Raw genomic sequence first — 14,296 nt, 5'->3', positions numbered from 1 at the left:
GCTTACCAGCGGGCCGGACCCCAGTAGCCGATGCGCCGGCGCAGCTTGAACTTGCGCCACCAGTTGCGCGGCTTGGGCCTGCGGTTGCGCCCGCCGCGCGCGATGAAGGCATCCACCGCCGCCAGCACGCGTTCGCTGCTGCGGCCGTCGCGATAGGGGTGGATGGCGTCGGCGAATTCACGGATCGCCGCCATCAGCTCCGGCGGCCGCGACAGCGCGCGCTCGATCGCCGGCTCGAAGTCGGCCACGTCGTCGATGTCGATCAGCTGCGGCCCGGGACGGCGGTTCCTGAACGTCACCACCGGCTTGCCGGTAAGCAGGAACTCGCTGAGCGCGGACGAGGTGTCGGAACACATCATGTCGACCTGAGGAAACAGCTCGAGGATGTTGTCGTTCTCGGCAAACGTGAGGTGCTGGTTCTGCAGCGCCTTGAACTTCGCCACCGTCTCCGCCGGCATCTTGGGATGGAAGGTGACGATCCAGCACCAGCGGCCGTCGCGCGACAGGCGCCTGACTTCCTCGTACAGCGTTTCGGCCGCGCTCCACGATGGCGAGAACGTCGAGTGGTACAGGATCACCGGCACCTCGCGCACCGGCGGCAGCGCGCCAGCGATCGCGCGCATGAACGGATCGATCTTGGTCCAGCCGGTCTCGGCGACGCTGAAGTGGCCCTGCGCATCGGCCAGCGCCTGGAAGCTCGCGGTATCGCGCGGGCCCGTGGTGCAGTACAGGTCGAAGAACCCGCGGATGTAGATATGCCGCGGCTTGCCGGCGTCGAAGCCGTGGAACACTTCCACCTTCACGCCGGGAAAGAAGTGCGGCAGGTGGTTGCCGGGCGTGAACACCGCCTCGGGCCGCCAGCACCGCACGCCGGCGACGTCGAGCAACACCTCGCCGTCCACCAGGTCCTCGGCCCCCGGCCCGTCGAAGAACCAGGCGGCATGGTCGCCGCGGGCGCGGATGGCGTCCTGCAGCGGGCGCAGGATCGCCAGCGCGTAGCGCTCGGAGCCATACAGCAGGTAGTGGCGCGGCTCGGTCATCGGAGTCGGGTCCTGGATGCGGTGCCTGGCGGCAGGCTAGCGGTCGAGGCCGTGGCGCTGCAGCACCGCGCGCGCCTGCTCGACGGAATCGGGATTGCGCACCATCTCGTAGTAGCGGATGCGCTTGTAGACCGCGTAGCTCGCGGCGGTGTGCGCCACCACCAGGCCGCGCCAGCCGTCGAGCAGCGCGAGCCGCAGCAGCGCTTCCTTGGCGAAGGATGCGACGTACACCAGCGGCGCCATCCACACGCGCGCCGGCCGACCTCGCTCCAGCCAGTCGCGGCACTTCAGTTCGGCGTAGCGCAGCACCTTCAGCTGCTTGTGCGGCAGGGTCGGGTTGTGCAGGTGCTCGAACGGCGCGGCGAAGGTTTCGACGCGGCCATCCCAGCGCAGCGATTCATGCACGCGCGCGTCGCTCCAGCGCGCGCGCTCACGGTGGTACAGCCGCGCCAGGCGCTCGCCGACCATCGGCCGGTACCAGCGCATCGGCGCGCCCATGTACAGGGTGCGACGGCGCAGGATGCCGACCGCGGCGTCGCCCGCGATCACCGCGGGCAGGCTTTCAGCGAGCTCTGCGGCCAGTTCCGGGCTGAGGTATTCGTCGGCGTCGAGGACCAGGATCCACGGATGGGTGGCCTGGGTAGTGGCGAAGTTGCGCTGCGCGCCGAAGCCCAGCCACTCCTGGTGCACCACGCGTGCGCCGTGGGCGCGCGCGATGGCCACCGTGTCGTCGTCGCTGCCGCTGTCGATGACCACCTTCTCGGCCGCGAACGGCACGCTGTCCAGGCAACGGGCGATGTTGGCCGATTCGTTGTGGGTGATGACGACGAGGGAAAGCGGCAGCACAGACATGCCGCCATTCTAGATCACTCCCGCGCCGGCCTCAGTCCGGCGGTGCGCTCCGGCGCAGGCGCGCAGGCAGGTTGTGCAGGAACCAGCGCAGGCTCAGCCAGGCGCGGTAGGCCTCGCGCGTCACCCACCCGGTCACGCTCACGCCGGCCTTTTTCCTGCCATCGACCCGGATGGTCGAATCGAATGCGTTGCCGCCGGACACCACGCCGGGCTTGAGGCCCAGGCACTCCACGCCGTGCAGCCACGCCAGGTCCATGTAATCGTCGACCGGCAGTACCCACTCAGTGGCATGGCGCAGGAATCGCTCCGCCGCCGCCGGGGTCAGGTAGTAGCCCAACGTGCACATCGGGCTGCGCCAGTAGCGATGCAGGACGAAGCCCCCGAAGCGTCGCCAGGGCACGCTGGCCCGGTTGGCCGCGTGCAGGCGGAAATACCCGACCTCCGCGGGTACCAGAGGCAAGGCATGCAGCAGTTCCGGAAAGCGCGGGTCCAGAAGGATGTCGTCTTCGAGAACGATCATCGGCTTTCCGCTTGCGACGCACTGTTGCCAGAGCAGGTAATGGCTGGCCCAGCAGCCTATTTCGCCCGGCCGGAACGGCCTGCCCTTGCGGGCCTGCCGCTTGCCGGCATGAACCCGCGCGAACAGGGGATGGGAAGCGCCGCCATCCACGGCCTCGAAGAACGTCAGCGACAATCCCAGCGCGGCAGCCTGCGCTTGCATCGATGCGCGGCGCTCGGTCGAGCGCGGCAAATTGACCACATGCAGCGCCAAATCCGTCACGCAGCGTGCGTCCTGCACCAATGACGGCACTCGAATGCCAGGGAATCGCTCCACTTGTTATACATTCGGCACCACTGAATGTGCGCGTACAAGCCAGGCGGATCGGCCACGGGCATGCAGCATACCCGCACCATGCGTGACCGCGCATCCCGGCCAAGCGCATGAAAGGAAGACCACGACAGGAAACACCATGCTGCGGAAAATCAGAACGTATCTCACGGCCGCGGGGCTTCCGGGAATCCTGGCTGCCGCACGAGCCGGCGCCACGAACTCGGTCGTGAAGCTGGAGCTGAAGAAGAGCCACCTCAGGCACCCGATTCTGCTGCGCATCCCCTCGTCGGACGTGCCGACGTACCGGCAGGTCTTCATCGACCAGGAATACGCCTTCCATACGGAAAGGGCGCCCGAGGTAATCATCGACGCGGGCGCCAACATAGGCCTGGCATCGGTTTATTTCGCGAACAAGTACCCTGACGCGAAGATCATCGCCATCGAACCCGAGGAGAGCAATTTCGAGCTCCTGAAGGAAAACACATCCTCCTATCCGAACATCATTCCCCTCCAGGCCGCGCTGTGGAACAGGAACGAGGAAATAAACCTGGTGGATCCGGGACTCGGAAAATGGGGCTTCATGACCGACGGGAAGCAGTCGTCCGGTGAATCGCCGGGCAACGTCTGCCACGCGGTCAAGGCCATGACCGTCGACAGGATCATCGAGGATTACGGCCTCGAGAGAGTGAACATCCTGAAGGTGGACATCGAAGGCGCGGAAAAGGAAGTCTTCTCCGACACTTCCGCGTGGATCGACTCGGTCGACTCGATCATCGTGGAGCTCCATGAGCGCATGAAGCCAGGCTGCAATCGCAGCTTCTACGCTGGCTCGAACGGATTCGACCACGAATGGAGCCAGGGGGAAAACGTCTATCTGTCCAGGTGCGGCTTCCCGATAACGCGTCTCGACTGACGTTAGCCTGCCACGCGCCGAATTCAGCCGGCGCCCGTCAACCGGGCGTAGAAGAAGCCATCCATGCCCTGTTCGCCCGGCAGGCGTTGCCGCCCGGGACCGGCGGCATGGCCATGGCGATCGTCGAGCGGGTCCGCGTGCGCATCGGGGGTGCGGGCGAGAAAGGCCGCGACCTGTCGTTCGTTTTCGTCCTTCAGGATCGAACAGGTCGCGTACACCAGCACGCCGCCGGGCTTCAGCACCTTCCAGCACGCGTCCAGCAATCGCCACTGCAAGGCGATCAGCGAAGCCAGGTCTTCGGGGCGGCGATGCAGCAACACGTCCGGTTGCCGGCGGACGATGCCGGTCGCCGAACACGGGGCATCGAGCAGCACGGCGTCGAACGGCGTGCCGTCCCACCAGCTGGCGGTGTCGCAGGCATCGGCGGCGCGCAGTTCGGCACCGGCGCCGACGCCGATGCGCGCCCAGCCTTCGCGGACCTTGCCGAGGCGCGCGGGGTCGATGTCGAGGGCGACCAGGCGCAGGCCCGGGTCGCGCTCCATCAGCTGCGCGGACTTGCCGCCGGGCGCCACGCAGGCGTCGAGCACGCGTGCACCCGCGGCGGGTGCGAGCACGTCGGCGACCCGCTGCGCGGCGCCGTCCTGCACCGACAGCACGCCCTCGGCGAAGCCGGGCAGCATGGCCACCGGCAGCGACCCTTCGATGCGCAGCGCGTCGGGCATGCCGTCCACCGCGGCGGCGTCGATGCCGGCTTCGCGCAGGCGGGCCAGGCTGGTGTCGCGGTCGCCGCGCTGGCGGTTGACCCGCAGCCAGGTGGGCGCGGGCAGCGCGCTGGCGGCGAAGATCGCGTCGGCATCGGCCGGCCAGTCGCCGCGTACCTGGTCGCGCAGCCATGCCGGCCAGGCCGCATCCGCGGCCACCGCCGGCAGGCCTTCGCGCTGCGCGCGGCGCAGCAGGGCGTTGACCAGCCTGGCCTGGTGCGCGCGGCCGATGAGGCGCGCGGCATCCACCGTGGCGGCGAGCGCGGCGTGCGGCGCCAGGCCAAGCGGATCGAGCTGCGCGAAGCCGGCGTGCAGCAGTGCGCGCAGGTCACCGTCGCGCTGGCCCAGCGGCTTGGGGATCCAGGCCGCCAGCGCGGCATCGGCGCGCGCGTGCTGGCGCAGCGCGGCGAAGCAGATCGCTTCCACCAGGGCGCGGTCGCGGGTGTCCGGCAGCGGGGGCAGGGCCCGGGCGAGCTCCGTCTTCAGCGAGCGGCCACGGTTGAGGACCGCGTCGAGCACGCGCGCGGCGCTGGCGCGCGGCTCGGCACCGCTCATGGCGCGAGGTCGCGGCGGGCGTTGAGGAAATCGGCGGCGGTGATCGCGCGGCCGCCTTCGCGCTGCAGCACGCGGATGCGCAGCGCGCCGTCGCCGCAGGAGACATCGATGCCGTCACGGCCGGCGGCGAGCACGCGGCCGGGGGCGACGCCGTGCTCCAGCGCGAGCGCGACCGCGCCGTGGATGCGCAGGCGCTCGCCGGCCAGCGTGGCCTCGGCCATCGGCCAGGGGTTGAACGCACGCACCTTGCGCGCCAGCACGTCCGCCGGCTGCGACCAGTCGAGGCGCGCCTCGGCCTTGTCGAGCTTGTGCGCATAGGTGACGCCGGCGACGGGCTGCGGCTGCGCCACCGGGCGCATGCCTGCGCGCAGCAGGCCGAGTCCGTCGGACAGCACCTGCGCGCCGAGTCCGGACAGGCGATCGTGCAGCTGACCACCGGTCTCGTCCTCGCCGATGGCCAGCGTCTGCGACAGCAGCACCGGACCGGTGTCGAGGCCCTTCTCCATCTGCATCAGGCACACACCGGTCTCGGCGTCGCCGGCTTCGATCGCACGCTGGATCGGCGCCGCGCCGCGCCAGCGCGGCAGCAGCGAGGCGTGCACGTTCCAGCAGCCGAGCGCCGGGATGTCGAGGATCTTCTGCGGCAGCAGCAGGCCGTAGGCGACGACGACCATGAGATCGGGCTTCAGCGCGCGCAGCGTGTCGCGCGCCAGCAGGTTTCTCAGTGAGTCCGGCTGCAGCACGGGTATCCCGCGCTCCAGCGCCTCGCGCTTGACCGGCGAGGCCTGCACGCCGCGGCCGCGACCGGCGGGCCGGTCGGGCTGCGTGTACACCGCCACCACCTCGCCGCGGGCGCAGGCCGCGCGCAGCGCGGGCACCGCGAAGGCCGGGGTGCCGGCGAAAACGATGCGCACGGCTCAGTCGCCCTGCCGGCGGAGCTTGTCGTACTTCTTCAGCGCGCGTTCGCGCTTGAGCGGCGAGAGGTGGTCGATGAACAGCTTGCCGTCGAGGTGGTCGACCTCGTGCTGCACGCAGGTCGCGAGCAGGCCGTCGACCGCCAGCACGAACGGCTTGCCATGGCGGTCGAGCGCTTCCACTTCGATGCCGTCGGCGCGCGTGACATCGGCGAAGATGCCCGGGATCGACAGGCAGCCTTCCTGGTGCACGCGCAGTTCCGCCGAGCGCTTGCGGATCACCGGATTGATGAACACCAGCGGCTGTTCGTGACCATCGGTGACATCGACGATCATGAAACGCTCGTGCACGTCGACCTGCGTGGATGCCAGGCCGATGCCCGGCGCGGCATACATGGTCTCGAACATGTCGTCGAGCAGGCGCTGGAATGCGGCGTCGCCGGTGCGGTCCGCGCCGACGTCGGCGGCGACCTTGCGCAGGTGCGGATGCGGGAGTTCGAGGATCGGGATCAGGGACATGGCGGTAAAGGGTGGCAGCCGTCACAACCGTGCGGCACGGTCGATCATTGTAACGCCGGCAGGCTTGCGCCGGGTTGGCACCTGTGGTCTATAGTGCCCGCGCTATATGGGGAAATCTCCAAGGGGACAGGTAGATGGCCGGCAAGCTTCAGCGCCTTTCGAACGCGCTACGCACGGGTATTGCGGTAGCGATGCTCACAGTGACCACGTTCGCGGCAGCCCAGGGGCTGCGTGGCGACCACCCGGACACGTATGTCGTGCAGCGTGGTGACACGCTCTGGGACATCGCGGGGCAGTTCCTGCAGAAGCCCTGGCTGTGGCCGGAGATCTGGCAGGCCAATCCGCAGATCCGCAATCCGCACCTCATCTATCCGGGTGACGTGATCAGCCTGGCGTACCTCAACCGCGTCGGCCTCACCGCCGGCCCGCGGACCGAAGGCGCGCCTATCAACGCCATCCCGCTGTCCGAGGTCGAGCCGTTCCTCAAGGACCTGCGCATCGTCGACGGCTTCGACCACATGCCCTACGTGGTCGGCCTCGAGGAAGACCGCCTGCGCGCCTCGCGTGGCCAGGTGGCCTACGTGAAGGGCCTGGCCGGTGCCAGCCCGGGTGCCCGCTACACCGTGCTGCGCCCGACCGTTCGCTATACGCACCTGCTGCGCGCGGGCCTGTGCTGCGACACCTTCGGCCGTGACGACCTCGACGCGACCGGCCGCCACCAGGTCGACTGGGGCCGCTACTGGGCCAACGTGGTGATGCCCGACAAGGGCCAGGAAGTGCTGGGCCACGAGTTGATGCGGGTGACCGCCGGCACCGTGACCCGCGGCGAGGTGGACGGCATCCAGGCCAGCACCCTGCTGCTCGACGAGGAGGGCCGCGAGGTCCGCATCGGCGACCGCCTGGTGCCGGTCGACGTGCAGCCCTACGACCTGCAGTTCTTCCCGCACCCGCCTGCGCAGCAGACCGCGTATGGCAAGGCGCGCGTGCTCGCGGTCACCGACATGCTGACCTCGGGCGGCCCGCGCGACGTGGTGGCGCTGTCGGTCGGCGCCCGCGAGGGCGTCGACAACGGCACCGTGTTCTCGATCTGGCGCGAAGGCACCAACACCATCGACCGCGTGCACAAGGGCCTGGACCGCGACGAGGACACCGTGTTCTTCGAGAACAAGGTGCGCCTGCCCGACGAGTTCTCCGGCCACGTGATGGTGTTCCGCACCTTCGACCGCGTGAGCTACGGGCTGGTGATGGACAGCATCAAGCCGAGCCGCGTCGGCTACCACCTCAAGCACCCCGACGCGACGCACTGACGGCGGGGGGTTTCCCCGACCGGTCCACGCGACGGCGCCCGAGGGCGCCGTCGTTGTTTGCGCGCCACGCTGGTGCCATGGATCCCGATGCTTCCACCGCACTGCTGCGCCTGGTCGTGGCCGTCGGCGCCAGCGCACCGCGGCGCGCGCTGCTGGACGCGCATGGCGACCCGGCCGCCGCGCTCGCCGCGGGGCCTGACGCGTGGCGCGCTGCCGGCCTCGATCGGGAGCAGCGCGCCGTGCTTGCCGGGCGTGCCGACAGCGGCCAGGTGGCGCTCGCGCAGGCCTGGCTGGCCATGCCAATGCACCATGTGGTCGGCTGGCACGACCCCGACTATCCGGCACTCCTGCGGCGCGTGGCCAGCCCGCCGCTGGCCCTGTTCGTCGCCGGTGATCCGTTGCTGGCCTGGCATCCGGGCGTCGCCGTGGTGGGGAGCCGCACGGCCACCGCGGGTGGGCTGAAGAATGCCTCCGACTTCGCGCGCGCCATGGCGACGTCGGGGCTGGCCGTGGCCAGCGGCCTGGCCGCCGGCATCGACACCGCCGCACACCAGGGCGCGCTGGCCGCGGCGGACGGCCGCACCCTGGCCGTGCTCGGCACGGCCATCGACGACCCCTACCCGCGCCGCAACACCGCGCTGTACGGCCGCATCGCCGCCTCGGGCGCGGTGATCAGCGAGCACGCGCCCGGCAGCACGCCGAGCAAGGGCGCGTTTCCGGCGCGCAACCGCATCCTGGCCGGCCTGACGCTGGGCACGCTGGTGGTGGAGGCGGCATGGCGCTCCGGGGCGCTGATCACCGCGCGGCTGGCGGCGGAGTGTGGCCGCGAGGTGTTCGCCCTGCCGGGCTCGATCCACAACCCCATGGCGCGCGGATGCCACCGCCTGATCCGCGAGGGTGCCGCGCTGGTCGAAACCCCCGCCGAGGTCGTCGGCGCGCTGGCTCCGCTGGCCACCGTGCTCGGTGACGCCTTGCGCGGTCGCCTGGCCAGCCCCATGTCAGGGGCCGGGAGCGCCAGCGAGGCGCCGACCGGACACGACCCGCCCGCCAGCCATCAACACCACCGCTTGTGGCAGGCACTGGGTCACGACCCAACCGGTATGGATGAACTGGGCCTGCGCACCGGATTGACGGCCGCGGACCTGTCCTCCATGCTGCTGCTCATGGAGCTTGAGGGTCGCGTCACGGTCGAACACGGACGGTATTCCCGAAAGTCTTGTCAGTAACGCGCCCGCGGGCGCAGGCCGGGGGTAATGAAAGAAAGCATCCTGGACGTCCTGCTCTATCTCTTCGAGCACTATTTCACCGAAGACGCGGATCTCATCCGTGACCGTGACTCCCTCCAGAGCGGCCTGCTCCAGGCCGGATTCAGCCCCGCCGAGACCAGCAAGGCCTTTGATTGGCTCGACGCGCTCGCCGCGCAATGCCCCGTGTCGCCTGTCGTTCGCGCCAACGGCCCCACCCGCATGTACGCCCCGCGCGAACTCGACAAGCTGGATGTCGAATGCCGCGGCTTCCTGCTGTTCCTGGAGCAGCACGGCGTGGTCGACGCCGACCAGCGCGAGCTGGTCGTGGACCGCGCCATGGCCCTGGACCAGGACGAGCTGGACCTGGACGACCTGAAATGGGTGGTCCTGATGGTGCTGTTCAACCAGCCCGGGTCCGAAGCCGCCTATGCGTGGATGGAAACCCAGATGTTCGTGGATGAGCCTGAAACCGTGCACTGAGCCCGGCCTGGCCGCCGGATCCGGCTTGACAGCCGCGCCCTGCCCGGCATCCACTAGAAAGAGACCGCAATCCCAACGCCCGTGGCCCGCGCCGCGGGCGTTGTGTTCTACGCCTCCCCTCAACCGCTAGTCGCGGCGCCCGCGCCGCACCCGGAAACCACCCCCGCGATGGCCAAGCATCTCCTTATCGTCGAGTCGCCCGCCAAGGCCAAGACGATCAACAAGTACCTCGGCAAGGACTTCACCGTCCTGGCCAGCTACGGCCACGTGCGCGACCTGGTGCCCAAGGAGGGCGCGGTCGATCCGGCGGACGGTTTCCGGATGCGCTACGACCTGATCGAGAAGAACGAGAAGCACGTCGAGGCGATCGCCAAGGCGGCCAAGTCCGCCGAAGGCATCTACCTCGCCACCGACCCGGACCGCGAGGGCGAGGCCATCAGCTGGCACATCGCCGAGATCCTGCGCGAACGCGGCCTGCTCGAGGGCAAGGAGCTGCACCGCGTGGTGTTCACCGAGATCACCCCGCGGGCCATCAAGGAAGCCATGCTCAAGCCGCGCGCGATCGCCGGCGACCTGGTCGACGCGCAGCAGGCGCGGCGCGCGCTGGACTACCTGGTCGGCTTCAACCTGTCGCCGGTGCTGTGGCGCAAGGTGCAGCGGGGCCTGTCCGCCGGACGCGTGCAGTCGCCGGCGCTGCGCATGATCGTGGAGCGCGAGGAAGAGATCGAAGCCTTCGTCGCCCGCGAGTACTGGACCATCGAGGCCGAGTGCGCGCACCCCACCCAGGCCTTCTCCGCCAAGCTCACCAGGCTCGACGGCAAGAAGTTCGAGCAGTTCACCATCACCGAGGGTGACACCGCCGAGGACGCGCGCCGGCGCATCGTGGCCGCCGCGCAGGGCGCGCTGCACGTCACCGACGTCGCCAGCAAGGAGCGCAAGCGCCGCCCGGCGCCGCCGTTCACCACCTCCACGCTGCAGCAGGAAGCCTCGCGCAAGCTCGGCTTCACCACCCGCCGCACCATGCAGGTGGCGCAGAAGCTCTACGAGGGCGTGGCGATCGGCGATGAGGGCGCGGTCGGCCTGATCAGCTACATGCGTACCGACTCGGTCAGCCTGTCGGCCGAGGCACTGGGCGAGATCCGCGACGTGATCGCGCGCGACTTCGGCACCGGGGCGCTGCCCGACAAGCCCAACGTCTACCTGACCAAGTCGAAGAACGCGCAGGAGGCCCATGAGGCCGTGCGCCCGACTTCCGCGCTGCGCACCCCCGCGCAGGTCGCGCGTTTCCTGACCGACGACGAGCGCCGCCTGTACGAACTCATCTGGAAGCGTGCGGTGGCCTCGCAGATGGTGCCGGCGATCCTCAACACCGTGTCGGTCGATCTCGCCGCCGGCAGCGAGCACGGCTTCCGCGCCAGCGGCACCACCGTCGTCGACCCCGGGTTCCTGGCCGTCTACGAGGAAGGCAAGGACAGCAAGGGCAAGGACGACGAGGACGAAGGCCGCAAGCTGCCGGCGATGAAGCTCGGCGACCGCGTCCCGGTCGACCGCATCCACGCCGACCAGCACTTCACCCAGCCGCCGCCGCGCTTCACCGAAGCGTCGCTGGTGAAGACGCTGGAGGAGTACGGCATCGGCCGCCCGTCGACCTACGCCTCGATCATCCAGACCCTGCAGTTCCGCAAGTACGTGGAAATGGAAGGCCGCGCGTTCCGTCCCAGCGACGTGGGCCGCGCGGTGTCCAACTTCCTCAGCGGGCATTTCACCCGCTACGTCGACTACGACTTCACCGCCAAGCTCGAGGACGAGCTCGACGCGGTCAGCCGCGGCGAGGAAGAGTGGGTGCCGCTGATGGAGAAGTTCTGGGGCCCGTTCAAGGAGCTGGTGGACGAGAAGACCGAGAGCGTCGACCGCAGCCAGGCCACCGGCGCCCGCGAACTTGGGACGGATCCCAAGTCCGGCAAGCCGGTCAGCGTGCGCCTGGGCCGTTACGGGCCGTATGCCGCCATCGGCAGCACCGCGGAGGACGAGGAGGAGAAGCCGCGCTTCGCCTCGCTGCGCCCCGGCCAGAGCATGCACACCATCACGCTCGCGGACGCCATCGACCTGTTCCGCCTGCCGCGCACCCTGGGCGAGGACAAGGGCGAGGAAGTCAGCGTCGGCGTCGGCCGCTTCGGCCCCTTCGCCAAGCGCGGCAGCGTCTACGCATCGCTGAAGAAGGAGGACGATCCGTACACGATCGACCTCGCGCACGCGGTGTTCCTGATCGAAGAGAAGGAAGAGATCGCCCGCAACCGCATCATCAAGCAGTTCGAGGGCAGCGACATCCAGGTGCTCAACGGCCGTTACGGGCCGTACCTGAGCGACGGCAAGCTCAACGGCAAGATCCCGAAGGACCGCGAGCCCGCCTCGCTGACCTTCGAGGAAGTCGTGCAACTGATGGAAGAAACCGGCAAGCCGATGCGCAAGGGCTTCGGCAAGAAGACCGCCGCGAAGAAGGCACCGGCCAAGAAGGCCGCAAAGAAGGCCGCCGCCACCAAAGCGACGGCGAAGAAGGCACCTGCGAAGAAGCCGGCAGCGAAAAAGGCGACGGCGAAGAAGGCGGCCACGGGCAAGACCGCCGCGAAGAAGGCACCGGCGAAGAAGGCCGCCACCAGGAAAGCCGCGACCGCGAAGGCACCCGCCGCGAAGACCGCCGCCCGGACCGCGGCGGCCGTCGGCGACGACGCGCCGTTCTGACCCCGGGTGCCGGAGGCGCCGATGAACGACCGCGTCCAGTTGCAGCGGGCCACCGACGCCCTCCGTCGCGGTGGCATCGTCGCCTGCCCGACCGAGGCGGTCTGGGGCCTGGGCTGCGATCCCTTCAATGAAGTCGCCGTGCTGCGGCTGCTGGCGCTCAAGCAGCGCGCGGTCGGCAAGGGCCTGATCCTGGTCGCCGCCGAAGCGGCCCAGCTCGACGGCCTGGTCGACTGGCAGGCGTTGCCGGGCGCGCGCCGCGACGCGGTGCTCGCCTCCTGGCCCGGCCCGCATACCTGGGTGGTGCCCGCCGCCCGCCGCGTGCCGCGCTGGATCACCGGCGACCATGACAGCGTCGCCGTGCGCGTCAGCGCCCATCCGCAGGTCGCCGCGCTGTGCCGCGCCTTTGGCGGCGCGCTGGTCTCGACCAGCGCCAACCCGGGCGGTGCCCCGGCCCCGCGCACGCGGGCCGAGGGCGACCCCACCCTGTTCGCCGCCGTGGACGCCGTGCTCGACGGCGACACCGGCGGGCTGGACCGCCCGACCCCGATCCGCGACGCCTGCAGCGGTACCGGCCTGCGCGACTGAGCTCCGCAGGGCCGGTCGGGCGCCGCGACGCGCGCGCTGGCTGAACCATCGCGGCATGGCGGCGACCACCTCCTTCCAACGGCCCCGGCACGGGCGCAGGATGGGGCCATGGACCGCGCCGCCCCCTTTGCCGCCGCCATCCTGGGCCTGCTCGCCGGCTTCGCCGTTGCGCCATTGCCGGCGCAGGACGAGGTCACCATCTACCGCTGCGTGGACGCCCGCGGCCAGGTGAGCATCGGCAACGTGCCCTGCCGCGATGGCCAGCGCCAGGAAACGCGCAGCATGGCGCGACCGGTGGACGGCGCGCGGCCTGCGGCGGCCCCGGGCACGCCGGCACCGGTGCCCGCCGCCTCGCCGGTGGTGCGCTACGTGGTGTCGCAACCGCCGCAACCGCTTTACGAATGCGTGCGCCCCGACGGCAGCACCTACGAAAGCGAGAGCGGGGACGGCGACCCGCGCTGGATCCCGTTGTGGACTCAGGGCTGGCCCGTGGCGATCGGTGGACGCGGCGATGTCGGCCGTCGCGGCGCGACCACGCCGGCGGGCAACGGCCTCAGCGCACCCCCCGTCAGCCGGATCAGCATTCCGCACGACCCGCCGCGCCCGGATCCGGGCAGCCCCGGTCCGCGGCCACCGCCGCCGCACGACGCCCACGCATGGCCCGGCGGTGGCGCCGGCACCTGGGAGCGCGACCAGTGCCATGTGCTGCCGGAAGCCGAAGCCTGCGACCGCCTGCGCGACCGTCGCGACGACATCCGCCGCCGCTTCTTCAACGCGCAGCAGCGCGAGCGCGATACCCTGCGGCTTGAAGAGCGCGGGGTGAATGCCCGCATCGACCGCGACTGCAGGACGTATTGATGCCTCGAACCACCCGCTGCCGCCTGGGCCTGGCGGCACTGCTTGCCTTCTTCGCCGCACTGCCGGCCACGTCCGCCACGCCGCAGGTCGTGATCTACCGCTGCACCGACGCCAGCGGCGCGCTCACCGTGCAGAACGACGAACCCTGCCCCAAGGGCAGCCGCCAGGAGCGCACGGTGGTGCAGCCACCGCCGGCGATGCCGACCTATGTGCCGCGCGCCATCGAACCGGTGCCGCCACCCACGGGCGCGGAGGCCGCCATGGCCGCCGCGACCGCGCCGCCGGCGCAGCCGCGCCCGACCCTGCCCGCGCCGGCGGCGATCGCCGACGCCGACCGCCTGCCGCCGCCGCCGATCTACCGCTGCAACACGCCGGACAACGACAGTTACATCAGCGAAGCCGCCGAACCCAAGCCGCGCTGCGTGCGCCTGCAGACCGTCGGCCATGACGGCGACCCGAACCGCGGCGCGGGTGCGGCCTGCGAGATGACCTACGACCAGTGCGAGCGCATTCCGGACGGCGCCGCCTGCGACGGCTGGCGCCAGCGCGGGCGCGAGATCGAGTCGTCGTGGCGTTACGCGCGCGGCGACGACCGGCGACCCCTGCAGCAGGAATTCTCCCGCGTGGCGACCATCCTCGCCGACACCAGCTGCGGCGTGCCTGCCGGCTGATGGCATTCGCGGGGCAGGCGCCG

14 protein-coding genes are annotated in these 14,296 nt (G+C 70.3%); 8 read left to right on the top strand and 6 right to left on the bottom strand.

Annotation, left to right across the window (positions count from 1 at the left end):
* Nucleotides 1–2: 2 nt before the first annotated feature.
* The 3 genes from H5368_RS10615 to H5368_RS10605 are packed head-to-tail and all read right to left on the bottom strand — an operon-like array spanning nt 3 to nt 2,691.
* A complete protein-coding gene (locus H5368_RS10615; protein WP_182824398.1) occupies nt 3–1,040 on the bottom strand; it encodes a CDP-glycerol glycerophosphotransferase family protein in 1,038 nt (345 codons plus the stop codon).
* 36 nt (nt 1,041–1,076) lie between these two features.
* Entirely contained in the window at nt 1,077–1,892 is an 816-nt protein-coding gene (locus H5368_RS10610; RefSeq protein WP_182824396.1) for a glycosyltransferase family 2 protein, read from the bottom strand.
* 31 nt (nt 1,893–1,923) lie between these two features.
* Nucleotides 1,924–2,691 carry a glycosyltransferase family 25 protein gene (locus H5368_RS10605; protein WP_182824394.1) on the bottom strand — a complete coding sequence of 256 codons (768 nt, stop codon included), beginning with the start codon at nt 2,689–2,691 and terminating at the stop codon, nt 1,924–1,926.
* 172 nt (nt 2,692–2,863) lie between these two features.
* Between H5368_RS10605 and H5368_RS10600 the strand changes: the two genes are divergently transcribed.
* Nucleotides 2,864–3,637, top strand: coding sequence for an FkbM family methyltransferase (locus tag H5368_RS10600; protein ID WP_182824392.1), 774 nt, complete (start codon nt 2,864–2,866; stop codon nt 3,635–3,637).
* 23 nt (nt 3,638–3,660) lie between these two features.
* On the opposite strand, the gene rsmB is transcribed toward H5368_RS10600, so the two are convergent.
* Genes rsmB through def form a run of 3 tightly spaced genes read right to left on the bottom strand, consistent with a single transcriptional unit; the run spans nt 3,661 to nt 6,386 of the window.
* A complete protein-coding gene (gene rsmB / locus H5368_RS10595) occupies nt 3,661–4,953 on the bottom strand; it encodes a 16S rRNA (cytosine(967)-C(5))-methyltransferase RsmB (RefSeq protein WP_182824391.1) in 1,293 nt (430 codons plus the stop codon).
* A complete protein-coding gene (gene fmt, locus H5368_RS10590; protein WP_182824389.1) occupies nt 4,950–5,867 on the bottom strand; it encodes a methionyl-tRNA formyltransferase in 918 nt (305 codons plus the stop codon). Before fmt ends, rsmB begins: the two co-directional genes overlap by 4 nt.
* Before the next feature lie 3 nt (nt 5,868–5,870).
* Complete coding sequence (gene def, locus H5368_RS10585; protein WP_182824387.1) at nt 5,871–6,386, bottom strand: peptide deformylase; 516 nt, start codon at nt 6,384–6,386, stop codon at nt 5,871–5,873.
* 191 nt (nt 6,387–6,577) lie between these two features.
* Between def and H5368_RS10580 the strand changes: the two genes are divergently transcribed.
* From H5368_RS10580 to H5368_RS10550, 7 genes are all read left to right on the top strand, one after another.
* Nucleotides 6,578–7,693, top strand: coding sequence for a LysM domain-containing protein (locus H5368_RS10580; protein ID WP_182824385.1), 1,116 nt, complete (start codon nt 6,578–6,580; stop codon nt 7,691–7,693).
* A gap of 77 nt (nt 7,694–7,770) precedes the next feature.
* Nucleotides 7,771–8,919: a DNA-processing protein DprA gene (gene dprA, locus H5368_RS10575; RefSeq protein ID WP_182824383.1), complete on the top strand. Its 1,149-nt coding sequence runs from the start codon at nt 7,771–7,773 to the stop codon at nt 8,917–8,919.
* Nucleotides 8,920–8,946: 27 nt separating this feature from the next.
* Complete coding sequence (locus H5368_RS10570) at nt 8,947–9,420, top strand: DUF494 family protein (RefSeq protein WP_182824381.1); 474 nt, start codon at nt 8,947–8,949, stop codon at nt 9,418–9,420.
* Between the two features lie 168 nt (nt 9,421–9,588).
* On the top strand, nt 9,589–12,159 hold the full coding sequence (locus tag H5368_RS10565; RefSeq protein WP_182824379.1) for a DNA topoisomerase I: 2,571 nt from the start codon (nt 9,589–9,591) through the stop codon (nt 12,157–12,159).
* 21 nt (nt 12,160–12,180) lie between these two features.
* Nucleotides 12,181–12,744: a Sua5/YciO/YrdC/YwlC family protein gene (locus H5368_RS10560; protein ID WP_182824378.1), complete on the top strand. Its 564-nt coding sequence runs from the start codon at nt 12,181–12,183 to the stop codon at nt 12,742–12,744.
* Nucleotides 12,745–12,852: 108 nt separating this feature from the next.
* On the top strand, nt 12,853–13,602 hold the full coding sequence (locus H5368_RS10555; RefSeq protein WP_182824376.1) for a DUF4124 domain-containing protein: 750 nt from the start codon (nt 12,853–12,855) through the stop codon (nt 13,600–13,602).
* Complete coding sequence (locus tag H5368_RS10550) at nt 13,602–14,273, top strand: DUF4124 domain-containing protein (RefSeq protein WP_182824374.1); 672 nt, start codon at nt 13,602–13,604, stop codon at nt 14,271–14,273. Before H5368_RS10555 ends, H5368_RS10550 begins: the two co-directional genes overlap by 1 nt.
* Nucleotides 14,274–14,296 lie beyond the last annotated feature (23 nt).

The sequence above is a fragment of the Luteimonas sp. MC1782 genome (assembly GCF_014164605.1).
Taxonomy (GTDB): Bacteria; Pseudomonadota; Gammaproteobacteria; order Xanthomonadales; family Xanthomonadaceae; genus Luteimonas.
The sequence above is the reverse complement of the archived record's forward strand: the minus strand, read 5'-3'. Positions and strand labels throughout refer to the sequence as shown.